At 61.9% G+C, this 26,404-nt stretch carries 22 protein-coding genes and 2 pseudogenes; 18 read left to right on the top strand and 6 right to left on the bottom strand.

Annotated features, from left to right (window positions below):
- The first annotated feature begins 13 nt into the window (after nt 1-13).
- Nucleotides 14-601 (top strand): BPSL1445 family SYLF domain-containing lipoprotein, encoded by a 588-nt coding sequence (locus tag OKW44_RS10125; RefSeq protein ID WP_035471809.1) that lies wholly within the window; start codon nt 14-16, stop codon nt 599-601.
- Nucleotides 602-858: 257 nt separating this feature from the next.
- Nucleotides 859-1,107, top strand: a pseudogene (locus tag OKW44_RS10120) (transposase); the annotation flags it as partial.
- 192 nt (nt 1,108-1,299) lie between these two features.
- Here OKW44_RS10120 and OKW44_RS10115 read toward each other — a convergent pair.
- A complete protein-coding gene (locus OKW44_RS10115) occupies nt 1,300-1,743 on the bottom strand; it encodes a hypothetical protein (protein WP_026226542.1) in 444 nt (147 codons plus the stop codon).
- A 256-nt stretch (nt 1,744-1,999) separates the two neighbouring features.
- On the opposite strand from OKW44_RS10115, the pseudogene OKW44_RS10110 reads away from it, so the two are divergent.
- The 3 genes and pseudogenes from OKW44_RS10110 to OKW44_RS10100 all read left to right on the top strand — a co-directional run bounded on the left by OKW44_RS10110 (nt 2,000) and on the right by OKW44_RS10100 (nt 6,440).
- A pseudogene (locus tag OKW44_RS10110) lies at nt 2,000-4,514 on the top strand (type VI secretion system Vgr family protein).
- Entirely contained in the window at nt 4,511-5,839 is a 1,329-nt protein-coding gene (locus OKW44_RS10105; RefSeq protein ID WP_018424522.1) for an N-acetylmuramidase domain-containing protein, read from the top strand. Before OKW44_RS10110 ends, OKW44_RS10105 begins: the two are co-directional and overlap by 4 nt.
- Nucleotides 5,832-6,440 (top strand): hypothetical protein, encoded by a 609-nt coding sequence (locus tag OKW44_RS10100; RefSeq protein WP_018424523.1) that lies wholly within the window; start codon nt 5,832-5,834, stop codon nt 6,438-6,440. The genes OKW44_RS10105 and OKW44_RS10100 overlap by 8 nt, the downstream gene beginning before the upstream one ends.
- 57 nt (nt 6,441-6,497) lie before the next feature.
- On the opposite strand, the gene OKW44_RS10095 is transcribed toward OKW44_RS10100, so the two are convergent.
- A complete protein-coding gene (locus OKW44_RS10095) occupies nt 6,498-6,725 on the bottom strand; it encodes a DNA methyltransferase (RefSeq protein ID WP_239499254.1) in 228 nt (75 codons plus the stop codon).
- Between the two features lie 150 nt (nt 6,726-6,875).
- Between OKW44_RS10095 and OKW44_RS10090 the strand changes: the two genes are divergently transcribed.
- A complete protein-coding gene (locus OKW44_RS10090) occupies nt 6,876-8,204 on the top strand; it encodes an N-acetylmuramidase domain-containing protein (RefSeq protein WP_018424526.1) in 1,329 nt (442 codons plus the stop codon).
- Entirely contained in the window at nt 8,170-8,805 is a 636-nt protein-coding gene (locus OKW44_RS10085; RefSeq protein ID WP_239499255.1) for a hypothetical protein, read from the top strand. Before OKW44_RS10090 ends, OKW44_RS10085 begins: the two co-directional genes overlap by 35 nt.
- Nucleotides 8,806-8,862: 57 nt before the next feature.
- Here the strand turns inward: OKW44_RS10085 and OKW44_RS10080 are convergent, their stop codons facing one another.
- The 4 genes from OKW44_RS10080 to OKW44_RS10065 form a co-directional block, all read right to left on the bottom strand.
- The gene (locus OKW44_RS10080) at nt 8,863-9,216 is read right to left on the bottom strand and encodes a DNA methyltransferase (protein WP_051103847.1); all 354 of its coding nucleotides are present in this window, start codon (nt 9,214-9,216) and stop codon (nt 8,863-8,865) included.
- Complete coding sequence (locus OKW44_RS10075) at nt 9,213-9,650, bottom strand: hypothetical protein (RefSeq protein ID WP_051103848.1); 438 nt, start codon at nt 9,648-9,650, stop codon at nt 9,213-9,215. Before OKW44_RS10075 ends, OKW44_RS10080 begins: the two co-directional genes overlap by 4 nt.
- On the bottom strand, nt 9,647-9,847 hold the full coding sequence (locus OKW44_RS10070; RefSeq protein ID WP_018424528.1) for a hypothetical protein: 201 nt from the start codon (nt 9,845-9,847) through the stop codon (nt 9,647-9,649). Before OKW44_RS10070 ends, OKW44_RS10075 begins: the two co-directional genes overlap by 4 nt.
- Nucleotides 9,848-10,087: 240 nt before the next feature.
- Nucleotides 10,088-10,363, bottom strand: a complete 276-nt coding sequence (locus tag OKW44_RS10065; protein ID WP_018424530.1) for a hypothetical protein — start codon at nt 10,361-10,363, stop codon at nt 10,088-10,090.
- Between the two features lie 714 nt (nt 10,364-11,077).
- Here OKW44_RS10065 and OKW44_RS10060 point away from each other — a divergent pair.
- The 11 genes from OKW44_RS10060 (at nt 11,078) to OKW44_RS10010 (ending at nt 26,328) form a co-directional block, all read left to right on the top strand.
- A complete protein-coding gene (locus OKW44_RS10060) occupies nt 11,078-12,538 on the top strand; it encodes a PAS domain-containing sensor histidine kinase (RefSeq protein ID WP_018424531.1) in 1,461 nt (486 codons plus the stop codon).
- Nucleotides 12,535-13,158, top strand: coding sequence for a response regulator transcription factor (locus OKW44_RS10055; RefSeq protein ID WP_018424532.1), 624 nt, complete (start codon nt 12,535-12,537; stop codon nt 13,156-13,158). The genes OKW44_RS10060 and OKW44_RS10055 overlap by 4 nt, the downstream gene beginning before the upstream one ends.
- A 162-nt stretch (nt 13,159-13,320) precedes the next feature.
- The gene (locus OKW44_RS10050) at nt 13,321-13,707 is read left to right on the top strand and encodes a response regulator transcription factor (protein WP_018424533.1); all 387 of its coding nucleotides are present in this window, start codon (nt 13,321-13,323) and stop codon (nt 13,705-13,707) included.
- A gap of 216 nt (nt 13,708-13,923) precedes the next feature.
- A complete protein-coding gene (locus OKW44_RS10045; RefSeq protein ID WP_018424534.1) occupies nt 13,924-14,316 on the top strand; it encodes a hypothetical protein in 393 nt (130 codons plus the stop codon).
- A 16-nt stretch (nt 14,317-14,332) separates the two neighbouring features.
- A complete protein-coding gene (locus OKW44_RS10040; protein ID WP_026226543.1) occupies nt 14,333-15,580 on the top strand; it encodes an efflux RND transporter periplasmic adaptor subunit in 1,248 nt (415 codons plus the stop codon).
- Between the two features lie 13 nt (nt 15,581-15,593).
- Complete coding sequence (locus OKW44_RS10035) at nt 15,594-18,827, top strand: efflux RND transporter permease subunit (RefSeq protein WP_018424536.1); 3,234 nt, start codon at nt 15,594-15,596, stop codon at nt 18,825-18,827.
- A 1-nt stretch (nt 18,828) separates the two neighbouring features.
- On the top strand, nt 18,829-20,343 hold the full coding sequence (locus OKW44_RS10030) for an efflux transporter outer membrane subunit (RefSeq protein ID WP_018424537.1): 1,515 nt from the start codon (nt 18,829-18,831) through the stop codon (nt 20,341-20,343).
- Nucleotides 20,340-21,620: a paraquat-inducible protein A gene (locus OKW44_RS10025; RefSeq protein WP_018424538.1), complete on the top strand. Its 1,281-nt coding sequence runs from the start codon at nt 20,340-20,342 to the stop codon at nt 21,618-21,620. The genes OKW44_RS10030 and OKW44_RS10025 overlap by 4 nt, the downstream gene beginning before the upstream one ends.
- Nucleotides 21,604-23,217, top strand: coding sequence for a PqiB family protein (locus OKW44_RS10020; RefSeq protein ID WP_018424539.1), 1,614 nt, complete (start codon nt 21,604-21,606; stop codon nt 23,215-23,217). The genes OKW44_RS10025 and OKW44_RS10020 overlap by 17 nt, the downstream gene beginning before the upstream one ends.
- Nucleotides 23,214-23,813: a PqiC family protein gene (locus tag OKW44_RS10015; RefSeq protein WP_035471821.1), complete on the top strand. Its 600-nt coding sequence runs from the start codon at nt 23,214-23,216 to the stop codon at nt 23,811-23,813. Before OKW44_RS10020 ends, OKW44_RS10015 begins: the two co-directional genes overlap by 4 nt.
- Nucleotides 23,814-23,991: 178 nt before the next feature.
- A complete protein-coding gene (locus OKW44_RS10010; RefSeq protein WP_018424541.1) occupies nt 23,992-26,328 on the top strand; it encodes a DUF3141 domain-containing protein in 2,337 nt (778 codons plus the stop codon).
- The last annotated feature ends 76 nt before the right edge of the window (nt 26,329-26,404 follow it).

Genomic DNA, 26,404 nt, shown 5'->3' with positions numbered 1-26,404 from the left:
AACGGAGTCGATAGTGAACAGACGGAACTTTGTGCACACGCTCGCGCTTACATCCATGGCCGCGAGTCTGGCTTTGGCGGGTTGCACGACGACCGGAGGCAGTGGCCAGAGCGCCACTACCGACGCCGCCAAACGGCAGGAGATCGATGCGGCCGTGAACGGTGCGCTGTCGAAATTGTTCGATACGGTTCAAGGCTCGCACGAACTGGTATCGAAGGCGCAGGGCGTGCTGGTGTTTCCTTCGGTGAGGAAGGCGGCGTTCATCGTCGGTGGCGAGTACGGTGAAGGCGCATTGCGCGTCGGGGGAGCGACGGTCGGCTATTTCAGTACCGCCGCGGCATCGTTCGGATTGCAGGCCGGCGCGCAGTCGACCGCCGTGTTCTTCCTGTTCATGACGAAAGATTCGCTCGAGAAATTCCGCAACGCGAAGGGCTGGTCGGTGGGCGCCGATGCTTCGGTTTCACTGCTGAAAGTCGGCGCTACCGGCGCGATCGATACCACGTCGGCGACCGCCGATGTCGTCGCGATGGTCTTGACCAATACGGGCCTAATGGCAGACCTGTCGCTGGCCGGCACCAAGGTTACGCGCATGAATTTGTAACAGGGCGCGGCCAGCAGCGGCATTCGATCGAATCGTCATGGCGCTGTCACACGGCGGCGCGGCTATCGCGTGTTGCACGGTTTCGTTACAGCGAGGCCGCGCGACACGCTACGCGTGCCTTGGCACGGCGACGCGAAGCGGATAGTTTTTGGCGGGGTCACCCCACGTAGCAGGTTGCTGAAGTACCGCTGAAACACGTCATCGCGCAGAGTTCGTGAAGCGTTGATAGATGGACTACCACTTGCCGCATCGAGATCATGCGCGGCGCCGACACGTTCACCGAGGGTTTGTTTTCCATGCGCAAGCTGGACGACTTCGTCCCGAAGTCGCATCCGTTGCGTTCGATCCGTGTGATGGCGAACGAAGCACTGGCGAAGATGGATCGGTTGTTTGCCGGGATGTACGAGGCCGACATCAAGGGCGGGCGGCCGAGCATCGCACCGGAGAAGTTGCTGCGAGCCATGCTGATCCAGATCCTCTACAGCCCCCGCTCGCCGCGGAAGTTGCCCTGATGAATGCTGTCGATACGGATGAAGCCGGGACGGTTCTCCGGTGTGGGGGCACGCCGTACGACAATCGCTGCACCTTTGGGATCGCTGCGTGTCTTCGTGTGCACGGTATGGCGGGCACGGTACGAAGCTGATCTGCGCAGGTTGTACAGGTGCGACGAGGACAGGCATTGCAACCGGACAAAACGTTCATCGCCGTAGATCTGATACATGCGTCGCAGTACAGCTACAGTGGCCGGCCCCGAGAGCCGGCCGTACTCCGTGTTCGATCTCCGCCAGCGTGTCCAGCTCGGCTTCCGTATAGCGCCGCGCAAAAGCGTTGGGCGGCGCCTTGCGTTTGGGAATGGTCAGGTTGCTGCCGTCGAGCCAGCGCAGCACGAGCCTCGTGACGTGGGCGCGGCTGAATCCGCCAAATCGGCGCAGGTAGCGCAATAGCAACCCGCGATCGACTCGCCTGAGTTGACCGTAGCGAAACCGATTGAGGACCGACGCAATCCACTCGCAGCGGGCGTGGGCGTCAGCCGCAGCAGAAAATTCCAAAGCTTGAGTTCCATCGTGCACCGCGCGCACCTGTTCCAGTGTTCTTATCTGGGTTTCGCTCAAGTGAATGACCATCGGGAGATGATCAACCATCGGGCACGTCCGCCGCCCATTGGCAGACTCTCCGCGTCCGTCTTCGCTTGGTTCAGGCCCATGAGCCGGTGGACAGCGCTAAATGTCAATTATTGATAAATCGAACCAATACACACATGATCTGTGACTATTTTTGGCATTTGTCTGATTGTATTTCGAGGGAAATCGGGGAAGGATTGCGCGCTAGGCATGGTGTATCCGCGCCCTTTGATATAGCCGTCTAACCCGCGCCGCTGGCGCTTTAAAGGACCAACGCATGGCAGAGTTTGACCCACTGCGCCAGGGCATTACCGGCCGTCAGGCACATTTCCTTGAGATCCCCGGCACGGCCAGCGCAGCGGCGCTCTCGGTCGTGTCGTTCGAGGCCACCGAGAAGATGGGCGCACCGAACGAGGTTCATATCGAGTTGACCCATCCGCAGCAGCTTGCGCGCGCCGACTATCTGAACCGTGATGCGGTTTTCAGCATCATGGCCGACGATGGGACCGTGCGGAAGTTCTCGGGCTATATCGAGCGCTTCTCGACCATTCAGACAGCGAAGGATTTTACGAAGTATGCGATCACGCTGAGGTCGCACTTCGGGCGGCTCGCCGCCGTCACGACCACCCAGCCTTACCAGCACCTCACGACACCGCAGATTATCCAGGCCGTCCTGGGCCGGCACGGTATCCCGGCTCACCTGATGGCGTTCCGCCTGCGCCGCCAGTATCCGGTTCACGCGTGGCGTTTCCAGTACCAGGTGAATGATCTGGCCTATGTCCAGATGCTGATGCAGAAGGCCGGCATCTACAGCTATATCGTGGAAACGGAACATGGCGACATGACCGTTTTTGCCGATGACATCGACCACTAGCTCTACGACGAGCCGCAACGGATCGTGCCGTACCGCGAGGCGGCGGGACTCGAAGCGGACGGGGTGGAAGCCGTCACGGTCATCAGGACCCATACCGTGACGGTGCCGCAATCGTTCATCGTGGCGGACTACAACCCGGAAGGCGCCTGGGAGCGTTTGCGCGACACGGCGAATGTCGCGCCTGCCGATCCGACCACCTACGGCCAGCCGTACCTCTATGGCACGAACCACCTGGACCAGGCCGGGGCCAAGTGAGGCGGCCATTGCCCGCCAGATCGTGTATGAGGGCGAGAGCAACGTGCTCGCATTGCAGTGCGCGAGCGTACTCGAAACGGATATCGTGCTGCCCGATGCGCCCAAAGGTCAGGTCGTGATCGAGGTCACGCACAGCGGCGCGCGCGACGCATCCTACACCAACAGCTACAAGGCGATCCCTGCCGACCGGCGTTTCCGGCTGGAACTGAAGCCCGAGACCTGGCCAAAAATTCCGGGAACGCTCTCCGCTCGTATTTGCAGCCCGGACAAGTACACCTATGGCTATCTGAATTCCGCAGGCTACTACGTGGTTCGGCTCGATGCCGATTTCGGCACCTGGCCCAACGGCGGTGAGAGCGTGCCGCTGCGTCTCGCGAAACCGTTCGCGGGCAAGCTGCAGACCGGCATGCACTTCGTTGCGCTGGGTAACGACGAAGCAGTCATCTCCTTCAGGGACGGGGACCCGGACAAGCCGGAAATCACGGCTTTCCATCACCACAGCCAGGCGCGCGACCTGGTGACGAATGACCGCCGCTGGCTCTCGCGCAACATGATCCGTACGCAGAAGAACAACAAGCTGCGCATGGAAGACTGGGAGGGCCAGGAAGGCGTCAAGCTCAGCACCGAACACTCGGGCAAGTCGCAACTGAATCTCGGCTACCTGGTTGACAGCAAACTCGAATACAGGGGTGAAGGCTACGAGGCGAGAACATCGGGTTACGGGGTGAATCGCGCGGGCAAGGGCATGATGCTGACGGCCTACGACCGCCCCGCCGCGACCGGCAAGCAGCTCGACATGCAGGAAACCATCGCGCAGCTTGAAAGCGCGCTGGCGACCGCAAAGGCGCTCGCCGCGTCCGCCAGCAGCGCCAAGGCTGAACCCGCCGACACTGACACCCAGCAGCAGATGAAGGACGATCTGGACGGCCTGAAGAAGCCGGGCCTGCTTATGAGTACCCCGGCTTCGGCGGCACTCGTGGCGGGCCAGGGCGTGCAGTTCGCCGCCAAGGACGGCATTTCAACGGTCGCCCGGAAAAACGCCGACTGGAGCGTGCTGAAACGCTTCACCGTCGCGGCGGGTGAAAAGCTGTCGCTCTTTGCGCAGAAACTGGGCATCAAGATCTTTGCGGCGAAAGGCCCGGTTGAATTCCAGGCCCAGAGCGGCCCGATGTCGTTCATTGCGGACAAGGACGTGAACGTCGCCAGTGTCAACGGCAAGGTCAATCTGTCTGCCGCGAAGGAAATCATCCTCGATTGCGGCGGCGCGTTCATCCACATGAAGGACGGCAGCATCACGCTCGGCGGCCCCGGCGACCTGTTCCTCAAGACCATCACCGTGCAGAAGCAGGGCAAGGCGTCGCTGCACATCCCGGTGTCTGCGCTTCCGCTTTCTCCGGACGAACACCTTTTCAGCAACCGGGTTGACCTTTCCGGGGCAGCTTTTGCTGCAGAACGTCTCGGTTATCCCTGGGCGAACCTTCCCTACGTCGTGACGAACAAGACGGGCACCCAACTGGATTCCGGCCTGCTGGACGAAGCAGGCTCCGGCCCGCGCTTCTTCAGCCGGAAAGCCACGGATGCGCAGGTATGGGTTGGCACGACCGGATGGGATGCCGACGAGCAAACGCTAATCGACAACGGGGACGAGGAGGAAACCGCATGAGTGCCAATCCAATGACGGATGCGCCGGAAGTCTATGCCGTCCAGCCCGGCGATACGCTGGGCGGGATTGCACGGACCTATGGCACGACAACTCACGTGCTTGCAAGGATGAACAGGCTTCAGAATCCCGACCGGCTAACCGTTGGTCAGCGGCTGGTGGTCAGCGAAAAGAAGGTGTGTGCGGTCGTGCCACTGTTCATTGATCGGGACCGCAATCCAATCAAGGGACTGCGCTACCGTATCGAAAGTGGGCGTGCATCGGCGTTTGAAGGGGTGAGCCAGCTAAATGGTCTTGGTGAGCGGTTCATTACAAAGACCGAAGGCGATGTTGTCCGCATTCAGGTGCGTAAGCTCGATGGCACATGGAAGCTCATACACGAAACCCAGGCGCGAATTGGCGAAAAGCTTGTCACGCTGAAGAGCCGCAGGATTGTCCTGCCCCTCAGGATGGAGCCGCATCCGCAGACGCCGGACGGCTTGCCGGTCAGTGATCAACCATCGGCACCCAAGCCCAGGCCTGTTCCGATTGGTACGCCGCACCAGGCCAGCGGTGACATGCATCATCCAGCGGCAAAAGGCGCGGACAAGGGCATGAAGGGTCAGCAGGCCAGGACCCCGCAGGGTGCAACCGATACGCGCTACAGCAAGGATTTTCCCGATTTGCGCAAGTATTTTGCGTTGTACACTGGGGAAAAAATTTCCGAAGAAGATTGGGTGTACGCGGTAGGTGTCATTGGCTGTGAAATTGAAGTTATCAAGGCCTTTGCTCATGTTGAAACGAAAAAATCACCTTTCGACCAGTTCCTTCGCCCGGTAATCCAGTATGAACGGCACGTGTTCAGCAAGTGCTCTCATCACCGGTTCGACGCATCGAACGCCGATATTTCCGGAAAATGCTATACGAGTGCCAAATTCGCCAAGGATGGAACCCCGATCGCGGCGACGGACCGATATGTGAAGGATGCGTATGCCCGATTCGAGCGGGCCTACCTACTGGACGCGGACGCGGCAATCCAGGCCTGTTCGTGGGGAATGTTTCAGGTATTGGGCGTCAATTATCGGGATATGAATATAAATAGCCCTGAAAAATTTATGCAGATGGCTTGTACGTCCGAGAAGCAACATTTGCGTGGATTGTTCGTTCCATTCGCCATGGCAAGGCGTGACGGGAAATATGGGCATGGCACGCTGAGGAATGCGCTGATAGAGAAAAACTGGGCAAATGCAGCGTGGCTATACAACGGCCCGGACTATAAAAAAAATGACTACGCTAACAAACTCAAGGACGCATATGACGGCATCAAAGCGGGTACTTTGCATGTATAGCTTTTTGCTATTTTTTGTGTGCGGCGTTGTCTGCGCGAAAAATAGTGACCCCAAACTCTATAGCGAGGGCCTCGACTATGACAGGTTGCAAAAGGCTACCGGGCTCCCGTGGGACAAATTCGCGATAGCAGAGACCCAGTCCTTTCGGGTGACTTTGGGCAATGGCGGTAGCTACTTTCTTGTGTCTGGCACAACCTATGAGCCCGATCCCAATTTCAGTGGTCACGGCTATCCGGGAGGGCGAGGTTATTGTGAGTTCGATTTTTTCGATCAGAGCTACAAGCGCGTGGATGGTATCCGCGTGAATATCAGAGACCATAGCGACACCAACGTCTGCAACTGGATTGAAGGCGTTTCTGCCGTGACGTATAAGGGCCAGCCCGCATTGCTCACGACGGTTCAATACCATCGCGGCATCGACCCGGCCAAGTCGATAGACGAGATCGGGAACAACTATCACCGTTTCACTGCGCTGCTTGTGCTGACCCCTCACCCGGACGGCTCACTCTCGATCCGCCAGGACGATAGTTGCCTGGGTCCGGGGAATCAGATTGGCGAGCTTGCTACCGCACGAAAGCGCATCACCGAATGTAGCCAGTAGCAGTCGCAAGCGTCCTCCTTGTGAGGCGTCCAGGATGCCCCGCTTCGGCGGGGCTTTTCAATCGAGCGTCAGCCGCGCCTGTTCCTGCTCCCTGTCCGCATGCTCGAACAGCGCGCCTTGCCGGTGCGCATCATTGATGCGCTCACACGCGTTATCGAAATGCACCGGGTCCGGTTCGATACCGACGAAGCGCCGCCCGGTCTGTAACGCCGCTGCGCCGCTTGAGCCCGAGCGCATGAACGGGTCGAGTACGCAGCCGCCGACCGGCACCACCAAGACAGGCACCCAACTGGATTCCGGCCTGCTGGACGAAGCCGCAACGGGCCCGCGCTTCTTCAGCCGGAAAGCCACGGATGCGCAGGTTTGGGTTGGCACCACGGGATGGGATGCAGAAGAGGAAACGCTAAGAGACAACGGGGATGAGGAGGAAACCGTATGAGTTCCAATCCGATGACGGATGCGCCGGAGGTCTATGTCGTCCAGCCTGGCGACACGCTAGGCGGGATTGCACGGACCTATGGCACGACAACTCACGTGCTTGCAAAGATGAACAGGCTTCAGAATCCCGACCGGCTAGCCGTTGGTCAGCGGCTGGTGGTCAGCGAAAAGAAGGTGTGCGCGGTCGTGCCACTGTTCATCGATCGGGACCGCAATCCAATCAAGGGACTGCGCTACCGTATCGAAAGCAGGCGTGCATCGGCGTTTGAAGGGGTGAGCCAGCTCAATGGGCTTGGTGAGCGGTTCATTACAAAGGTCGAAGGCGATGCTGTCCGTATTCTGGTGCGCAAGCTCGATGGCACGTGGAAGCTCATACACGAAACCCCGGCGAGGGTTGGCGAGAAGCTTGTCACGCTGAAGAGCGGCAAGATTCGCCTGCCCCTCAGGATGGAGCCGCATCCGCAGACGCCGGACGGCTTGCCGGTCAGTGATCCACCATCGGCCCCGAAGCCCAAGCCTGTTCCGATTGGTACGCCGCACCAGGCCAGCGGTGACATGCATCATCCAGCGGCAAAAGGCGCGGACAAGGGCATGAAGGGTCAGCAGACCAGGACCCCGCAGGGCGCGACCGATACGCACTACAGCAAGGACCGGCCCGACCTGCAAAAATATTTCGCGCTATACATGGGCGAAAAAATCTCCGAGAAGGATTGGGTTTTCGCGGTAGGTATCATCGGCTGTGAAATTGAAGTTATCAAGGCCTTTGCTCATGTTGAAACGAAGCGCGCTCCGTTCGATCAGTTCCTTCGCCCGGTGATCCAGTATGAGCGGCATGTATTTAGCAAGTGCTCTCATCACCGGTTCGATGCGTCGAACGCGGATATCTCCGGAAAATGCTATACGAGCGCCAAATTTACAAAAGATGGAACTCCTATTGCGGCGACCGACCGCTATGTGACTGATGCGTATGCCCGATTCGAGCGGGCATACCTGCTGGACGCGGATGCAGCGATCCAGGCCTGCTCGTGGGGGATGTTTCAGGTGCTGGGCGTCAATTATTCAGATATGGGAATTAAAACACCCCAAGAATTCATGCAACTGGCATGTACGTCAGAGAAGCAACATTTGCTTGGATTGTTCGTTCCATTTGCAATGGCAAGGCGTGACGGGAAATACGGTCACGGTACACTGAGGAACGCCCTTATGGAAAAAAACTGGGCAAGTGCCGCGTGGCTATACAACGGTCCGGATTACAAAAAAAATGATTACGCCAACAAACTCAAGGACGCATATGAAGGCATCAAGGCTGGCACTCTGCATATTTAATTTGTTATGGTTTTTTTTCTGCAGTATTGCAAGCGCGCAAACACCATCGCTTAAGCTTTATGGTGATGTGCTTGACTACAAGAGACTGCAACAGGCTACAGGGCTCCCTTGGGATGAGTTTCATATAATCCAAACCCAGTCCTTCCGAGCAACTTTGGGCAATGGCGGTAACTACTTTCTTGTGTCGGGCACAACCTATGAACCCGATCCCAATTTCAGCGGTCACGGCTATCCGGGAGGGCGAGGTTATTGTGAGTTCGATTTTTTCGATCAGAGCTACAAGCGCGTAGATGGGATCCGCGTGAATATCAGAGACCATAGCGACACCAACGTCTGTAACTGGATCGAGGGCGTTTCTGCCGTGACGTACAAAGGCCAACCCGCATTGCTCACGACGGTTCAATACCATCGCGGCATCGACCCGGCCAAGTCGATAGACGAGATCGGGAACAACTATCACCGTTTCACTGCGCTGCTTGTGCTGACCCCTCACCCGGACGGCTCACTCTCGATCCGCCAGGACGATAGTTGCCTGGGTCCGGGGAATCAGATTGGCGAGCTTGCTACCGCACGAAAGCGCATCACCGAATGTAGCCAGTAGCAGTCGCAAGCGTCCTCCTTGTGAGGCGTCCAGGATGCCCCGCTTCGGCGGGGCTTTTCAATCGAGCGTCAGCCGCGCCTGTTCCTGCTCCGTGTCGGCATGCTCGAACAGCGCGCCTTGCCGGTGCGCATCATTGATGCACTCAGACGCGTTATCGGAATGCACCGGATCCAGTTCTATACCGACGAAGCGCCGCCCGGTCTGTAACGCCGCTGCGCCGCTTGAGCCCGAGCGCATGAACGGGTCGAGTACGCAGCCGCCGACCGGCACCACGCGCAGCAGTTCACGCAGTAGCTCGACGGGCTTCTGCGTGACGTGGACGCGATTGCGCGGCGCGATGCACTCGAAAAAGCCGGGTATGCGTCCTGCCGTTTCATCGGCACAGACCGCGCCCGCCGTGCCCCAGATCACATACCCAAACTGCGCCGTAAAGCGGCCCGGCTACGGGCGCGCATCGGGCTTGCACCATGGCACGATGCCACGCCATACCCAGCCGCCCCCTTCTTGTAATCCGTTGATGCGGGGAGTTGCCGCCAGTCCGTAAAGAACATGCCGACCGCGCCTCGCCTGCACGCCTGCAACGCAGCAGCCGCCCATCGCGCCGCCCAGTATGCGAACGCGCGCTGGTCGCGATTGTCGCCGCTGAAATCCGGTAGTGCCTGGCTGGACGAACCGGTCGGCACATACTTTGCGCGCGTGTCCTGCACGCGGTCGGAGCGGAACTGTCCACCGCTCGAATATGGTGGAGCGCAGAGCAACGCATTGAGCCCGGATAACTGCGGCAGGATCGCCAGCGCATCCGCGTTGTAGAGCGTCGCCAGGCCTATCGTCACGGGTTCAATCATGCACGCCGCCAGGTGCGATTTTCGGCGGCGATTTCCAGCGCGATCATTCCGCCCCGATGGTCGCCGGAAAGAAAACGAGCGCCGATTTTTTGAGGTTCGATCGAGACGATTTCGGCGGGCGTGCGCCGCTCGCCTTCAAACATGGCGATTGCGATAACGAAGACGATGTCGCACGGTTTCAGATCGGCGCGACTCATGGCGTTTCCTCTGCATGTTCGTGTATCCATTTGAGCGCGGCGCGGTGAGCATCGAGATATGCGTGCGTCGGATGCGTGCCCGTTTCAAAGCCGTGACGATACGTGCGGCCGATCCACGCGCGCAGATCATTGGGCAATGCACGCCAGTGTTCGCGGCACCCCCACCTGTCAAGCGGAACCATACGCGTGCAATTCGGCCAGACGCAAGAGTGCGCGTATTCGTGAATCGTTGCCATAGCGTTAATCTCCGCAGAAACAGTCAATTAGCGGCTCTTCGTCCGTGTCTTCGAGCGCGAGCGGAATCTGCCGCGCGTAGAAAAGCGCCTCGCGTTTCAGGTCGCGATACGGCGGCCGGTCATTGCGAAACGTCGCGCCGTGTTCCGCGCTGTCCTGTTCGATCCGCCATTCGGCGCGCCACGGTTCGGCAACTAGAGCACGCACGATCTTGTGACGCGCCTTGAGAAAGCAGCAATCGCAATTGCCGAAATCGCCTGGCGTGACCGCGTGTCCGGTCATGCAGGGGCAAGTCCACAGCGACGCTGCCTGTAATCTGCACTGACCGTCCTGTTTATTCAATACCGGTAGAAAAGACGAAGCCGAAACACGCGTTCTCGCCGCGGCGCTGCGTTTAGTCATCTGCCGGGCATAGTTTTATTTTTTGTGATCGATGAATGCAAATGATTCGCACTGGAATGGCGGGCGATAAAAGCGTTGACTTGCGTCAAGAAATATCGCCGGCAAATTAATTAAATTGGAGAATTAGCGTTGGCTATACCCGCTGACTCTGTCATTCGCGATGCATGAAAGCTTTATGGTTGGAAGTTTTCATCTGAAAGCGCTATCTCGCCGGGCTTCACGGACTAGTGCAAATCCGTCACGGCGCAGGGGAACATTGCGGCTCGTACGGCGACGTTGCCAGTTTGCTAACTTTCCTGCGCGTGCAAACGGACGGCACGGACACGGCTCTGCCCGCAATAATTAACTGCATAACAAACTCTGTCGCCATTTTCCGATTGATGGCGGACAACGCAGAACACTATTGAGTAGTTTCCCGAGTAAGCGGCATAAATTAAGGTAACTCTTCGGTAAGTGATTCTGGATAGCCTATACTGACTTCCAGCCACCAGGCGTGCGAAGTACCGATTGTGAAGTCAATTATGTGGTTCGAAGCCCAAAGATAAAGACGTCGCAGTTGTACGGAATCCGTTCGCACTGGACCCGGAGGTGCCAATGATTAATCTGATCGTGCACGGCAGACAACTGGCGATCGGGGTAGCGGGAATTCTCACGGCGCTGCACGCGCAACCGCGCCACATGGGTCAAAGCGGCCCGTCACAGATCGACAATGCGCGCAACGACGGTGCTCCACTATCCGGACACGACCGTTCCAGACAGTTGTCACCCAGGCATCACCGGTTTCAGCGCGCTCGCAGCATCCCCGGCGTGTCGAGCCGACAGAGTACCCGCGATACCCACGAGCCGCCGTACGCGTTGCCGGCATGGCGGCGCTATGTCGCCGCTTGCGCGTCGTGGCTGCGAGGCGAAGGCGATAGCAGCACGCGGCGCATGCTCGACACGAGAATGCCGCTGTGCGAGACGCTCGAAATGTTGCCGGTTCCGATCGTCACGGTCGATCAGCGGGACCAGATCATCTTCGCGAACGCGCGGGCTGCGCAACTGTTCGGCTACACGAGGGAAGAGCTGATCGGCGCGCCGACCGCCAAGCTGTTTCCGATCGATGGCATCAATGCCGATCGGTCGGGCCCAGGCAATCGCGGTGCGAAGATGCAAATCCCCGGCGTCACGACCACGCGGGTTTTGATCGCGCGGCGGCGCGATGGCGGCGGCTTTCACGCGGAGGCGGAAACCACGCGATGCTGCGTGCACAATCAGGAATTGCGGATCACCGTGATATCGGAATGCAGTGCGTGCGGCGAAGTCGATGGAAATACAAGGGATCTCGCGCATCTCGCGCGCGTTTCTTCATTGGGCGAACTCGCCGGATCGCTCGCGCACGAGTTGAAGCAGCCGCTTACCGCGATCCTGTTCAACGCGCAAGCCGCACGCAAATTCATGGATGCGGAGACGACCAACGTAGTGGAGCTGCGCGAAGCGCTCGAAGACATCGTGGCCGACAATTGCCGCGCGAACGAGGTGCTGCAAAGGATTCGCGCATTGGTGCGCAAAGGCGATGTCGAGTTGCAGTTGCTGGACGTCGGCAACGTCGTGCGCGACATCGCGATGCTCGTGCACAGCGATGCGTTGACGCGCGGCGTGCGCACGAGCTTCGACATTCCGGAGAATCTGGCGCTGATTTGCGGCGACAAGGTTCAGCTTCAGCAGGTGATCCTGAACCTGCTGCTCAACGCTTTCGACGCGGTCAAGGATTGCCCTGCCGCGGACCGCCTCGTCGAAACGACAGCGCGTGTGGAATCGGACGGACTGGTACGGATAACGGTAAAAGATCGCGGCCAGGGCCTCGACGTCGACAGCATGGAAAGGATTTTCCGGCCATTTTTCACCACTAAACCGCAGGGGCTCGGACTGGGTCTTTCGATCAGCCGCACGATCGTCACGGCGCACCGCGGCCGGCTATGGGCGGAAAACAACGAGGGCAAAGGGGCATCGTTTCACGTCACGCTTCCCGTCGCGACCGATATCCGACAGAGACTCGTGCCCAGATCATCATGAACCAGACCAACACTCGCGTCTTCATCGTCGACGACGACGACAGCGTGCGCAGCGCGCTCGCCCGCTTGCTGCGCGCCTCCGGCTACCAGGTCGAATGCTTCGACAGTCCTGAGGCCTTTCTCGAACGAGCCGATTTGACGAGCATGCCAGCCTGCCTCGTTCTCGATCTGCAGATGCCGGGCATGACGGGACTCGAAGTGCAGCGCAAGCTCGATCAGCTACTGCCGATCGTATTCCTGACCGGGCACGGCGACATCGGCTCGAGCGTCGACGCGATGAAAGGCGGAGCGGTCGACTTTCTGCCCAAGCCGGTGCGCGACTCGCTGTTGCTCGCCGCGGTGGATCGCGCGCTCGCGCGCGCGTGTGTGGAAAGCAGGCGGCGCCACGAACGCGAGGAAATAGAAGAGCGGATGCGGCATCTGACCCGCCGCGAACGCGAAGTCATGGAACTCGTCGTGACTGGCCGCCTGAACAAACAGGTTGCGAGCGATCTGGGCGCGGCCGAAAAAACGATCAAGATTCATCGTGCCCGCGTGATGGAGAAGATGAAGGCCCGCTCGATCGTCGACCTCGTTCATCTGGTGCGAAAGGGCGGCGTTTGTACGGCCGACGAAGAATAATCGCGCGAACCAGGCGCCGACTCCCGCGTCGCGCCGCCACTTCCAGCGGTGCTGGCCGACACCGCTAGTGGACCAAAGTCTTATATCTCATCGGGGTTTCAACCAGTACGCTAAGGCATCAGTGGTCCACTTTCCGGAGCGACTGCGCGTTCGCGCTGTCATATGGTCAACCCTAACCAATTTGTTGCGGTGGTCGATGATGACGAGTCGGTGTGCCGAGCCATCAAGCGTTTGCTGCATTCCGAAGGTATCAGGTCGGAGACGTTTTGCAGCGGTGACGAGTTCTTGAATGCGCTTGCGGCAATTCCGTCGTATCGGCCTGCCTGCGTGATTCTGGATGTCCAGATGCCGGGAACCAACGGCCTGGAAGTCCAGCGTCAGCTCGCGCAAATGGGCGTGCCGGTCATCGTGATTACCGCCTATGACGATCTCTCCGTCCGCCAGACCGCGCTCGCGGCCGGCGCGGCCGCGTATCTGCGCAAGCCTTTCACCAGCGCGATTCTGTTCAAGGCGGTCGAGGTGGCCATCGGCGGTCCGCCGACACCCTGAACGCGCGTCTTCGCGCCGGATGATATGAGACCAAGGTCCGATTGTCGCCGTTTCTTCGGACCACCAAACTGAACTCAGTCAACGCGTCGAACTGAACGCCGGCTGCGCCGCACCGAACTCGAAACCGGACAGGTTGCGGCGCGTGCGTGCCTTTGCGCGTGCGATGCGCCGCGCGGAATGCGGCAGCGTTCAAGGATAAAAGCGGGAGCGCACGTGATGAAATCAATTTCGGTTTGTCTCGCGATTCTTCTCGGTACCGCTGCGATGCAGGTGGGCGCGGCGGACTTCGACGGCAGCAAACGGCTGATCTGCGCGACGATCGACGCACACGCCTGCGATCCGGGCATCGCCTGCACGCGCGCCTTGCCCGCGGATCTCGGTCTGCCGAAATTCCTGACTCTCGACTTCGACAAACGCGCGGTGGTCGGTCCCGCGCGCACGACGCCGATGCTCTCGGTCAGCAAGGAGGGGGATCAGATCCTGATCCTTGGCAATGAGATGGGCTTTGGCTGGACGCTGGTCGTCGATTCGACGGACGGCGAGATGACGCTGACGATTGCCAACAGAAATGATGCCTTCGTGCTGTTCGGCAATTGCACGCCTTTGTGATCAGACGGAGTGCGCGATGAAAACCGTACCCGTGTCTCTGGCCTCGCCGCGGCCACATTCTCGCGGCGCTCTCCCATTGCTCGCCATCATCGCGGCGCTGACGCTGCTCACGTGGCTCGCGTCGTGCAAGAAGGCACCACCGCCTCCGGTCGTCGCCGCGCCGGAAGTGACCGTGATGACGGTGACGCAGCAGGACACGCCGGTCGACTTCGAATTTACCGCGCAAACGCAGAGTTCGCGTGAAGTCGAGATCCGCTCGCGGGTGGACGGCTTCCTCGACAAGCGCATGTACACCGAAGGCGCGTTGGTCAAGACGGGACAAACGATGTTCCAGATGGACCGCAAGCCGTTCGAGGCCGCGCTGCGGACCGCGAAAGGGCAACTGGCCCAGCAGGAGGCGCGTCTCGAAGTCGCCAAGGCCAATCTCGCGCGCGTGCAGCCGCTGGCGGCGCAGAACGCGTTGAGCAAGAAGGATCTCGACGACGCGGTCGGCAACGAGAAGCAGAGCGCCGCCGCGGTGATCGCCGCCCAGGGCGAAGTCGACACCGCACTGCTGAACCTCGGCTACACGACGATCAAGTCTCCGCTGAACGGCCTGTCGAGCTTCGCGCGCCAGCAGGACGGCAGCTACGTGACGGCCACCTCGAACGGCTTGCTGACCTACGTGTACCAGCTCGATCCGATGTGGGTGAACTTCAGCATCTCCGAGAACGAGATGCTGAAGTACCGGGATGACATTGCGGCAGGCTATCTGCGATTTCCCGCGCACAACGATTTCTCCGTGCGTCTGATTCTCGCCGATGGCTCGCCCTATGCCGAGCAAGGCCAGATCGACTTCGCGAACCCGGCGTTCAGCACCGAAACGGGAACCTTCCTCGTGCGCGCGACCTTCGGAAACCCGAAGGGCACGTTGCGCCCCGGCCAGTTCGTGCGGGCCCGCGTTTCCGGCGCGATCCGGCCCAATGCGACGCTCGTGCCGCAGCGCGCGGTGTTGCAGGGCGCGAAGAGCCACTTTGTGTGGGTCGTCGGTAGCGACTCGAAGGCGCATCAGCGCGTCGTCGAAGTCGGCGACTGGCAGGGCGATAACTGGTTTGTTTCGGACGGTCTCAAGGCGGGCGAGCGCATCGTCGTGGACGGCGCGCAGCGCGTTACCGCGGATTCGCAGCTGAAGATCATCAAAACCCTGGCGGCCGGCGGGAAAAGCCAGGCGGCGGTGGCGACGGCTGCGTCGCAAGGCGCCGCGGCAGCGCCCGCCGCCGAGTGACGGGGCAGCCGCCATGAACATTTCGCGCTACTGCATCGATCGGCCGATTTTCGCGTCAGTCATTTCGATCGTCATCACGCTCGGCGGCGCATTGGCGATGTTCTCGCTGCCGATCGCGCAATACCCCGACATCACGCCGCCGCAAATCACGGTGTCCGCCACCTATCCGGGCGCCAGCGCCGAGGTCGTCGCGAACAACGTCGCCGCACCGATCGAGCAGCAGGTCAATGGCGCGGACAACATGATCTACATGAACTCGTCGAGTTCGTCGACCGGCAGTATGACGCTCAACGTGTACTTCCAGATCGGTACGAACCCCGAACTGGCCCAGGTCGACGTGCAGAACCGCGTGAATCTCGCGCTGCCGCAACTGCCGCAATCGGTCCAGGCGCAGGGCATTCAGGTACAGAAAAAGTCGCAGGCGTTCATGATGGTGATCGCGATCTATTCGCCCACCAACCGCTACGATGCGACGTATATCGCGAACTTTACGAACATCTACGTGCTTGACGCGATCAAGCGGGTTCCGGGCGCGAACCAGTCGAGTATCTTCGGCACGCCAGACTACGCGATGCGGATCTGGCTGAAGCCCGACCGGATGGCGCAGCTGGGCGTGACGGCCGCCGACGTGCAACGGGTCGTCGCGAACCAGAACCAGCAGTTCGCGGTGGGCAGTATCGGACAGTCGCCGACCAGCGGAGCGGTCCAGCAATCGTTCGCGGTCACGACCACGGGGCGCCTCGCCGAGCCTTCGCAGTTCGACAACATCATCGTGCGCGCCGCCAGCGGCGGCGCGGCGATCGTGCGGCTCAAGGACATCGGCCGCGCCGAGCTCGGCCAGAAAGACTACTCGATTCGCAGCCGCTTCCAGGGCAAGCCGGCCACCGTGCTCGCCGTGTATCAGCAGCCGGGCGCCAACGCGCTCGACGTGGCGAAGCAGGTGCGCAAGACACTCGCGGAACTGAAGAAGTCGTTTCCGGAAGGGATGACCTACGAAATCGCGATGGACACGACCGAGTTCACGCGAGCGTCGATCTCGGACGTGATCCATACGTTCTTCGAAGCGCTGGTGCTCGTCGTGATCGTCGTGTTCGTATTCCTGCAAAGCCTTCGCGCGACGTTGATTCCGATCATCGCGGTGCCGGTGTCGATCGTCGGCACCTGCATGTTCATGCTGCCGCTGGGCTTTTCGATCAACATGCTGACCTTGTTCGGCATGGTGCTCGCGATCGGTATCGTCGTCGACGATGCGATCGTCGTGATCGAGAACGTTGAACGCAACATAACGGTGCACAAGCTCTCGCCGAAAGAGGCCTCGAAACGGGCGATGGACGAAGTCGCCGGGCCAGTCGTGGCGATCGTGCTGGTGTTGTGCGCGGTGTTCGTGCCGGTCGCGTTTCTCGGCGGCATCACCGGTCAGATGTACAAGCAGTTCGCGATCACGATTGCGATTTCGGTGGTGCTGTCCGGCATCGTCGCACTGACCTTGTCACCGGCGCTCGCCGCATTGCTGCTGAAAAGCGCGCACCACGAGAAGAAGGGTTTTTTCCGCTGGTTCGACAATCAGTTCGGCCGCATGACGTCGGGCTATTCACGCGCGGTCAAGCTCATCATCAAGCGCTTTGTCATGGGGCTCGTGTTCTTCGCGGCGATGATCGTGCTGGCGGTGCTGATGATGCGCTCGATTCCGTCGGCGTTCCTGCCGCCTGAAGACCAGGGTTATCTGCTCGGCGCGGTCATCATGCCGGACGCGGCTAGCCTCGACCGCACCGGCCAGGTGTCGCAAGTCATCACTGACTATTTCATGAAACAGGAGGCGGTCGGCAGCATCACCACGGTCGATGGTTTCAGCCTGCTCGACAGCCAGAACAAGAACAATGCCGGCACCTTCTTCGTCGGTCTGAAGAGCTTCGACGAACGCTATACGCGCGCCAACCGCGCGACGCAGAACGCGCGCCAGGTGCTGCTCGACGCGTATCGCCACTTCGCGAACGTCCAGGAGGGCATTATTGTGCCGGTCAACCCGCCGTCGATTCCGGGGCTCGGCACGACAGGCGGCACGGAGGTGTGGATTCAGAGCAAGGGGGATGCTTCCATCGCACAGCTCGCGGGCGTGGCCGACCAGTTCGTGCAGAAAGCGCGGGCGCGCAAGGAGCTGACCGGCGTTACGATGACCTTCAATGCGGCGTCGCGGCAACTGCTGGTCGACGTGGATCGCGACAAGTCGGAGACGCTCGGCGTGCCGGTCGAAGACGTCTATAGCTCGATGCAGACGATGTTCGGCTCGCTGTACGTATCGCAGTTCAACCGCTCGAGCCGGCTGTGGCAGGTGATCCTGCAGGCGGACCCGCGGTATCGCTTGAAGCCTACTGATCTCGATCAGATCTTCGTGCGCAGCACGAACGGCACGATGGTGCCGATCAAGTCGGTGGCAAGCTACCGCTTCACGACGGGCCCAGACCTCGTCACGCGATTCAATAATTTCCCGGCCATCAAGGTCACGGCGAATGCCGCGCCGGGCTACAGCTCCGGACAGGTGATCTCGACGCTGGAACAGATCGCCGCGCAGATGCCGGAAGGCTACGACGTGGCATGGAGCGGCGAGGCATTCGAGGAACGGCAGTCGGGCGGCACGTCCGGGCTCGTCTTCGTATTCGGTCTCGTGATGGTGTTCCTTATCCTCGCCGCGCAGTACGAGAAGTGGACGCTGCCGTTCGGCGTGCTGATGGCGGTGCCGTTCGCGCTGTTCGGCGCGTTGCTCGCGATCATGCTGCGCGGCCTGTCCAACGACGTCTACTTCCAGATCGGGCTGACGATGCTGGTCGCGCTCGCCGCGAAGAACGCGATCCTGATCTTCGAATTCGCGGTGCTCAATCGCGAGACTGGCGCCTCGGTGTTCGACGCGACGATGACCGCGGCGGAAGAACGGCTGCGCCCGATCGTGATGACCTCGCTCGCGTTCATTCTCGGCTGCGTGCCGCTCGCGATCGCGACGGGCGCGTCGGCCAACAGCCGTCATTCGATCGGCACCGGTGTGATCGGCGGCATGTTGGGCGCGACGGCGATCGCCGTATTCTTCATCCCGATGTTCTATTACCTGCTCGAAACCATGTCGTCGCGCTCGAAAGGAGGCAAAAAGCCGACGCCGGGCGTGGAGCCCAGCGGCGGCGCAGGACGCGAACCCTCGGCGGTGCCGGGGCCCGGTGCGTCGAGCGAGGCGCCGTCCGCGCCGCGGGCAGGTGAATGACATGCACGGCACGGCACCGGCGCGTTTGCTCGCATCCGTCATGCTGCTCGCGCTGAGCGGATGCCTGCTAGGCCCCAACTACCAGCGCCCGGCGGTCGACGTGCCGGCCACTTATCGTTTCGCCCAGGGCGAGGCCGCGGGCATCGCCAACGCCGTGTGGTGGGAGCAGTTTCAGGACCCGGTGCTCGATCAACTGATCGCCGCCGCGCTGCAGGACAATCGCGACGTGAAAATCGCGGCCGCGCGGGTCGACGAGTTTCGCGGGCAGTTCGTGACCACGCGCTCCGGGCTGTTCCCGCAGCTTTCGGCAGGCGCCGACGCGTCGCGTCAACGGGTCTCGCAGGACCAAGGCGTGCCGGTGCCGAAGGGCGTGAGCCCCATCTACAACCAGTTCGACGCGACGCTGGCGGTGTCCTGGGAACTCGATCTGTTCGGCAAGGTGCGCCGGGAAACCGAGGCGGCACGCGCGAATCTGCTCGCAAGCGAAGAGGGTCGCCACGCCACGATTCTGACGCTGGTGAGCTCGGTCGCGTCGGCCTACATCAATCTGCGCAGTCTGGACCGGCAGCTAGAGATCGCGAAGGAGACCGTGCAAAGCCGCGCGGAATCGGTGCGCGTGTTCGAGGCGCGCTTCCGCTACGGCGAGGTCTCGCAGATGGAACTCGCGCAAAGCCAGTCGGAGTATCAAGCCGCGCAAGTCACGATTCCGCAGCTCGAAGCGCAGATCGCCCAGCAGGAAGACGCGTTGTCGGTGTTGATCGGCAGGAATCCCGGCGCGATACTGCGCGGCCGTGAGCTATCGCAGATGGGCACGCCGCCGATTCCCGAGGGGCTGCCGTCCGATCTGCTCGAACGCCGTCCCGACCTGCTGGAGGCCGAGCAGACGCTGGTCGCGCAAAACGCGCTGATCGGGGCGGCGCGCGCGCTGTACTTCCCGTCGATTTCGCTGACCGGGCTGTTTGGTTCGGTCAGCGCGCAGTTCTCGAATCTGTTCACCGGCCCGGCGCGCGCGTGGTCGTTTGCCGGCAGCGTCACGCAGCCGATCTTCACGGCGGGCAACATCACCGGCCAGGTGCACCAGGCCGAAGCGCGCCAGCAGGAATCGCTGTACTCGTACGAAAAGGCGATCCAGGTAGCGTTCCAGGAGGTCGAGGACGCGCTCATCTCCGTGCAGAAGACGCATCAGGCACTCGAAGCGCAAAACCTCCAGGTCGAGGCGCTGCACACCTATGCGCACCTCGCGCGGCAGCGCTACGAAGGCGGCTATACGAGCTACATCGAAGTGCTCGATGCGGAGCGCAGCCTGTTCAACGCGCAACTGAACTATGCGCAAACTCAAGGCGCGGTGCTGGCCTCGTACGTCACGCTCTACAAGGCGACGGGCGGTGGCTGGGTGGCCGAGGCGGAAAAACTGACGGCGCCGCCGCCCGCGCAGCAAAACTCGCCGGCGATGGCGCCGGTCTCGCAGAACGCGCCGGCGCCGGCTGAAACGTCGGGTGCAGTGGAGGCGAGATGACGGGCAACGAGCTGATTGCGTGCGAAGAGTGCGACCTGCTTCAGCTCGGCGCGCCGCCCGCCGCCGGCAATGCGTTGCGCTGCCAGCGTTGCCGCGCGGAGCTCAGGCGCGGACGCTCGAACGGGCCGGAGTATGCGCTCGCATTCTCGTGCGCGTCCGCGGTGCTGCTCGTGATCTCGAACGTGTTTCCGATCGTCGGTCTGTCGCTGAACGGCCATGTCGTACAGACGACGCTCGCGGGTTCGGTGCGCATGCTGTACAGCCACGGCTCGTGGCCGCTCGCCTTGCTGGTCGCCCTCACGACGATCGTCACGCCGGTGCTGCAAACCGCGGCGATGCTGTGGCTGCTGCTGCCGCTGCGCTTCGGGCGCGTGCCGTGGCGGCCGGCCGAATGCTTTCGTCTGTTTCAGCTCGCGCGGCCGTGGGGCATGACCGAGGTGCTGATCCTTGGCTTGCTGGTCGCGCTGGTCAAGCTTGCGCATATCGCCAAGGTGGTGCCGGGCACTGCGCTGTGGTCGTTCATCGCGCTGATGCTGCTGCTCGCGGCCGCGGCGGCGACCTTCGATCCGCATGAGGTGTGGGCGCGCATCACGGCAGCGCGTGGCGCGCAGGCGTGGCAGTTGCCGCCGATCCGCGTGCGCCGCAACGCCATCACGGCGTCTGCCTACGGGCTCGTGCTGTGCGAAGAATGCGGCCTGCTGCTCAAGCAGCCCAGCGGCGCGCTCAAGCACGTCTGTCCGCGCTGCAAGGCGCCGGTGCACCAGCGCAAGCCAGCGAGCCTGTCGCGAACGTGGGCGTATCTGGTGGCCGCGATGGTGCTCTACATTCCGGCCAATGTGCTGCCCGTGATGGACACGAGTTCGCTGTTCGGCACGCAGAAGGACACGATCATGAGCGGCGTGGTCTATCTGTGGGTATCGGGCTCCTGGCCGCTTGCACTGCTCGTGTTCATCGCGAGCATCGTCGTGCCGATGCTGAAGATTCTCGGCATCGGGTATCTCGCGTTATCGACGCAACTTCGTTGGCAATGGCTGCCCGGGCAGCGCACGCGGATCTATCGCCTGATCGAGCTGATCGGTCGCTGGTCGATGCTCGACATCTACGTGATCACGATGCTGGTCGCGCTGGTGCAATTCCAGGCGCTGGCGACGATCAAGGCGGGGCCGGCGGCGATCGCGTTCGGCGCGGTCGTCGTGCTGACCTTGCTCGCCTCGATGGCTTTCGATCCGCGCCTGATGTGGGACGCTTTGGAGACCGAACGTGTCCACTCCGACTGAAGAGCCCGAGCTGCCCGCCGCGGAGCCGGTGCCGCGCTCGCGCTGGCGGATGCAACTGGTCTGGCTCGTGCCGATCGTGGCGATACTGATCGGCGGTTGGCTGGCGGTGAAGGCGGTGATGGAGCGCGGCGAGCAGATCAGCATCAGCTTCAAGACCGGCGACGGTCTCGAAGCGGGCAAGACGAAGCTCAAGTTCAAGGACGTCGATATCGGCGTGGTCGAAGCGGTCTCGCTGACGCCGGACCACAAGCGCGTGGTGGCCAAGGCCGAGGTGACGCGCGACGTGTCGGACCTGCTCGTCGACAACACGCGCTTCTGGGTCGTGCGTCCGCGCATTTCGGGCGGTACGGTGTCGGGGCTCGGCACGCTGCTGTCGGGCTCGTATATCGACGTCGACGTCGGCAATTCGCCAAAAGCGCGCCGCAGTTTCGTCGGCCTCGAGGAGCCCCCCGTGATAGCGAGCGACGTGCCGGGGCACGAGTACACGTTGCACGGCACGGGACTCGGCTCGCTCGACGTGGGTACGCCCGTGTTTTTCCGCAGAATTAAGGTGGGCCAGGTCGCGTCGTACCAGTTGGACCCGGACGGCCACGGCGTCACGGTGAAGGTGTTCGTCAATGCGCCCTACGACCGCTTCGTCAGAACCGACACGCGCTTCTGGCACGCCAGCGGTGTCGATATGGCGTTCGACAGCACCGGCTTGCGCGTCGAAACGCAGTCGATCGTATCGATCATCATCGGCGGGATCGCCTTCGAATCGCCGCCCGATTCGCAGGTAGAGACGAGCGCCGATAGCAGCACCCGGTTCGAGCTGTACACCACGCGCGCCGACGCGATGAAGAAGCACGATCGCATCGTCGTCAAATACGTGGTGAACTTCACGGATTCGGTGCGCGGTCTGACGGTTGGCGCGCCGGTCGATTTCCGCGGCGTCGATATCGGCGAAGTGACGGCGCTCTACACGCGCTTCGATCCGGACACCCGCCGCTTCAGCAGTCCGGTCGAGATCAATCTCTATCCGGAGCGGTTCACGTCGCGCTATCAGAACGACGGCGCCGGCGGACACCTCACCGACGACCCCCGCGGTCTCGCGAACTATCTGGTCGAGCACGGCTTCCGCTTCCAGTTGAGAAGCGGCAATCTGCTGACCGGCCAGCAGTATCTCGCACTCGACTATTTCCCCGACGCGCCGAAGGCGTCGATCGACTGGAGCAAGACGCCGCCCGAAATGCCCGCGATTGCGCGCACGCTGCAATCGCTGCAGGAATCGGTCACGCGACTGCTCGCCAAGATCAACAACATACCGTTCGACGATATCGGCAAAGACGCGCGCTCGACGCTGCGCACCACCAACGCGATGCTCGGGCAACTCCACACGCAGGTCGTGCCGAAAGCGTTCGACACGCTGCTGTCCGCGCAATCCACGCTCGATTCCGCGAATGCCGCGCTGCAGCCGGACTCGTCGCTGCAGCAATCGACGGAGGACGCAATGCGTGAACTGACCCGCACCGCGGCCTCGCTGCGCACGCTGGCCGACTATCTGGCGCAGCATCCGGAATCGCTCGTGCGCGGCAAGTCCGAGGACAAGAAGCCATGACAGATGCGATGGGCCGCTTCGCGGCCGGCCTGATGCTCGCGCTCGCCGGCGCTCTGCTCGGCGCCTGCAAGTCGCCGGCGACGAACTTCTACACGCTGAGCCCCGACGAGTCGTTGAGCAGCACCGGCGCGAGCCGGCCGATCGCGGCGGTGATCGGTCCGGTCACGATACCCGAGATCGTGGACCGGCCGCAGATCGTCACGCGGATCGCTAACAACGAGGTCGCGGTCAACGAATTCGACCGCTGGGCGCAGCCGCTCGGTGGCGACATCGGCCGCGTAATCGCGGCCGATCTCGGCGCGCTGCTGAACTCGCAGCAGATTTCGGTATTCGATGCGGTACGCGATCCGTCCGTCGTCTGGCGCGTGCGGATCGACGTGATGCGCTTCGAGTCCGTGCCGGGGCGCGACGTCACCGTCGATGTGCTGTGGGCCGTGCGGCCGCCCGGCAAGATCCGCGCCGTCACCGGCCGCTCGGTCGCGCGCGAGAGCGTGTCCGGTCCCGGATTCGAGCCGATCATCGCCGCCCACGATCGCGCGCTCGCCTCGGTGAGTCGCGATATCGCCGCGGCGGTGCAGGCAAAGCCTGTTCAATGAGACGTCGCGCTGCGTCACGTCCACACGCGCCGCGCCCGAAGCCGTGCGCTGCACCGGGTCGCGCGCATAATAAGACCTTGGTCCGATTGCTAGAGCTCTGGGCCAACTCCACGATTCAATCAATGCACGGCGCGTGCCTCGGCACCGATCGTGACACGCACCTTTCAGGAGTCTCCCGATGGACGCTGAAACGCTATTGTCACAAAGCCAGGACATTGCCTCGAAAATCACCCACGTGCTGCAGAAGCGCACGCAAATCGCCCAGCGGCATCTGAGTGAACGGGTCACCGAAACGCTGGGGCTCGATCACGATGGCGCCCCGACCGCAAGCGCGATGCCCGCGCCATTCGATCCGCTCGGTGCGTGGCAATACACGGTGGACGCCGCGCAGCGCTCGCTGCTGTTCTGGGACACGCTGTACCGGCGCGGCAACGAGTTCGTCGAACGCAGTGTCAGCGGTCCCACGCCGGTGCTGCATTTCGAGTACGACATGGTGCTGGACGGCCGCACGTTCGAGCGGCCGGTCAACTATGCGCTGCTGCAACTTCGTCCGCTCGAAGGCGTGGGCGTGGACGTGCGCAAACGCCCGTATCTGATCATCGATCCGCGCGCGGGGCACGGCCCCGGCATCGGCGGCTTCAAGGACGATTCGCAGGCGGGCATCGCGCTGCGCGCGGCCTATCCCGTCTACTTCGTGGTGTTCTTTCGCGACCCCGAGCCCGGTCAGACCCTGCTCGACGTGTGCAACGCCGAGCAGCTATTCGTTCGCAAGGTGCGCGCGCTGCATCCCGACAGTCCGAAGCCCGCGATCATCGGCAATTGCCAGGGCGGCTGGGCGGCGATGATGCTCGCCAGCTCCGACCCCGAGGAGACCGGCCCGATCGTCATCAACGGTGCGCCGATGTCGTACTGGAGCGCGGCCTGGAGCGAAGGCGAGGGCGACAACCCGATGCGTTACGCGGGCGGCATGCTGGGCGGCGCGTGGCTCGCGTCGTACGCGGCGGATCTTGGCAACGGCAAGTTCGACGGCGCGTATCTGGTGGAGAACTTCGAGAACCTGAATCCCGCCAACACGTTCTGGGACAAGTACTACCACCTGTTCTCGAACGTCGATACCGAGCCGCCGCGCTTTCTGGAATTCGAGCGCTGGTGGGGCAGCTACTACCTGATGAATCGCGAAGAGATCGAATGGATCACGCGCAACCTGTTCGTCGGCAACAAGCTGTGGTCGGGCGGAGTGACGAACAGCGGCGGTCAGGCTTTCGATCTGCGTGAGATCCGCTCGCCGATCATCCTGTTCGCGTCGATGGGCGACAACATCACGCCGCCTCAACAGGCGTTCAACTGGGTGGCGGACCTGTACGGCAGCACCGAGGAGATCAAGGCGCGCGGCCAGGTGATCGTCGGTCTGATGCACGAAAACGTCGGGCATCTGGGCATCTTCGTGTCCGGGAAAGTCGCGAAGAAGGAGCACAAGCAGATCATGTCCGTGCTCGAGACTATCGAAACGTTTCCGCCGGGCCTTTATGGCATGACCATCAGCGAGGCCAGCAACGCGGCCGGGGAGATCGAATACGCAGTCGAATTTCATGAGCGGCGGCTCGAGGAGATAGCCGCGCGTCTGAACCGCTTCGCCCGCATCGACGAAAAGCCGTTCGAAGCAGTCGCCGCGGTGTCCAATCTGAATCAGCGCATGTATGAACTGCTCGCGCAGCCGTTCGTGCAGGCAATGTCGAACGAAACGAGCGCCCGCCTGCTGCGCCAGTTTCATCCGCTGCGCTGGCAGCGCTGGGCCGTTTCCGCGATGAACCCGTGGCTTGGCTGGCTGCCGGCGGCCGCGCAGTCGGTTCGTGAGAATCGCCAGCGGACCGCCGCCGATAACCCGTGGAGCAAGCTCGAACACAACGGCTCGCAAATGATCAGCGCGTCGCTGGACTATTACCGCGCGATGCGCGACGCGGCGACCGAGGCCAGCTTCTTCAGCGTGTACGCGAATCTGTATGCGACGTATCTGAGCAAGCCGGCCGCCGATGGCGTGGCCGCGCAAGCCGGCGCGATCGATCCGCGCGAGCTGCCGTTCGTGCGCACGGCGTTGGAGGCGATCGGCGACGGCGGCTACACGGAGGCGCTCGCGCGCGCGGCCTTTCTGTTGTCGCGCAAGGGCGGGTCGTTGCCGCTCGCGCGCCTGGAGATGCGCAAGGAGATCGCCGAAAGTTACGCGGAGTACCTGCCCGACATCAGCCGCGATCACTGGCGGCGGATCCGGGGCGAGCAGGAAATCATCGTCAGCTTCGAACCGGACGAGGCGATAGCCACGCTGCCGAAGCTGCTTTCCCACAGCGAGGACCGCGAGCGCTTTCTACAACTGCTCGACAAGCTGGCGAGCGACGAGCGCGTGTTGAACACCGCGCCCGACGCCGCGCAAAAGGAGGCGTTCGAACGCATCCGCGCGGAGCTGGGTTCGCGCGCGAGCCGCAAGCGCAACGCACGTTTGCCTGACTCCGCTCGCACGTGAGCAACCGGCGCGATGCGCGGCAGGACGCAAGCGTGGCGGGACCGTGTGCAGGGCGCCCGTATGCACGGCGCCCGTC

The organism is Paraburkholderia lebeckiae, from assembly GCF_050436325.1.
Lineage (GTDB): Bacteria > Pseudomonadota > Gammaproteobacteria > Burkholderiales > Burkholderiaceae > Paraburkholderia > Paraburkholderia tuberum.
The sequence above is the reverse complement of the archived record's forward strand: the minus strand, read 5'-3'. Positions and strand labels throughout refer to the sequence as shown.

Excerpts from the sequence above, each read along its gene's own strand:
- OKW44_RS10115 (WP_026226542.1), bottom strand. The coding sequence starts at position 1,743 with ATGGTTGATCATCTCCCGATGGTCATTCACTTGAGCGAAACCCAGATA.
- OKW44_RS10105 (WP_018424522.1), top strand. The coding sequence starts at position 4,511 with ATGAGTGCCAATCCAATGACGGATGCGCCGGAAGTCTATGCCGTCCAG.
- OKW44_RS10100 (WP_018424523.1), top strand. The coding sequence starts at position 5,832 with ATGTATAGCTTTTTGCTATTTTTTGTGTGCGGCGTTGTCTGCGCGAAA.
- OKW44_RS10090 (WP_018424526.1), top strand. The coding sequence starts at position 6,876 with ATGAGTTCCAATCCGATGACGGATGCGCCGGAGGTCTATGTCGTCCAG.
- OKW44_RS10085 (WP_239499255.1), top strand. The coding sequence starts at position 8,170 with ATGAAGGCATCAAGGCTGGCACTCTGCATATTTAATTTGTTATGGTTT.
- OKW44_RS10075 (WP_051103848.1), bottom strand. The coding sequence starts at position 9,650 with ATGATTGAACCCGTGACGATAGGCCTGGCGACGCTCTACAACGCGGAT.
- OKW44_RS10070 (WP_018424528.1), bottom strand. The coding sequence starts at position 9,847 with ATGAGTCGCGCCGATCTGAAACCGTGCGACATCGTCTTCGTTATCGCA.
- OKW44_RS10065 (WP_018424530.1), bottom strand. The coding sequence starts at position 10,363 with ATGACCGGACACGCGGTCACGCCAGGCGATTTCGGCAATTGCGATTGC.
- OKW44_RS10060 (WP_018424531.1), top strand. The coding sequence starts at position 11,078 with ATGATTAATCTGATCGTGCACGGCAGACAACTGGCGATCGGGGTAGCG.
- OKW44_RS10055 (WP_018424532.1), top strand. The coding sequence starts at position 12,535 with ATGAACCAGACCAACACTCGCGTCTTCATCGTCGACGACGACGACAGC.
- OKW44_RS10050 (WP_018424533.1), top strand. The coding sequence starts at position 13,321 with ATGGTCAACCCTAACCAATTTGTTGCGGTGGTCGATGATGACGAGTCG.
- OKW44_RS10045 (WP_018424534.1), top strand. The coding sequence starts at position 13,924 with ATGAAATCAATTTCGGTTTGTCTCGCGATTCTTCTCGGTACCGCTGCG.
- OKW44_RS10040 (WP_026226543.1), top strand. The coding sequence starts at position 14,333 with ATGAAAACCGTACCCGTGTCTCTGGCCTCGCCGCGGCCACATTCTCGC.
- OKW44_RS10035 (WP_018424536.1), top strand. The coding sequence starts at position 15,594 with ATGAACATTTCGCGCTACTGCATCGATCGGCCGATTTTCGCGTCAGTC.
- OKW44_RS10030 (WP_018424537.1), top strand. The coding sequence starts at position 18,829 with ATGCACGGCACGGCACCGGCGCGTTTGCTCGCATCCGTCATGCTGCTC.
- OKW44_RS10025 (WP_018424538.1), top strand. The coding sequence starts at position 20,340 with ATGACGGGCAACGAGCTGATTGCGTGCGAAGAGTGCGACCTGCTTCAG.
- OKW44_RS10015 (WP_035471821.1), top strand. The coding sequence starts at position 23,214 with ATGACAGATGCGATGGGCCGCTTCGCGGCCGGCCTGATGCTCGCGCTC.
- OKW44_RS10010 (WP_018424541.1), top strand. The coding sequence starts at position 23,992 with ATGGACGCTGAAACGCTATTGTCACAAAGCCAGGACATTGCCTCGAAA.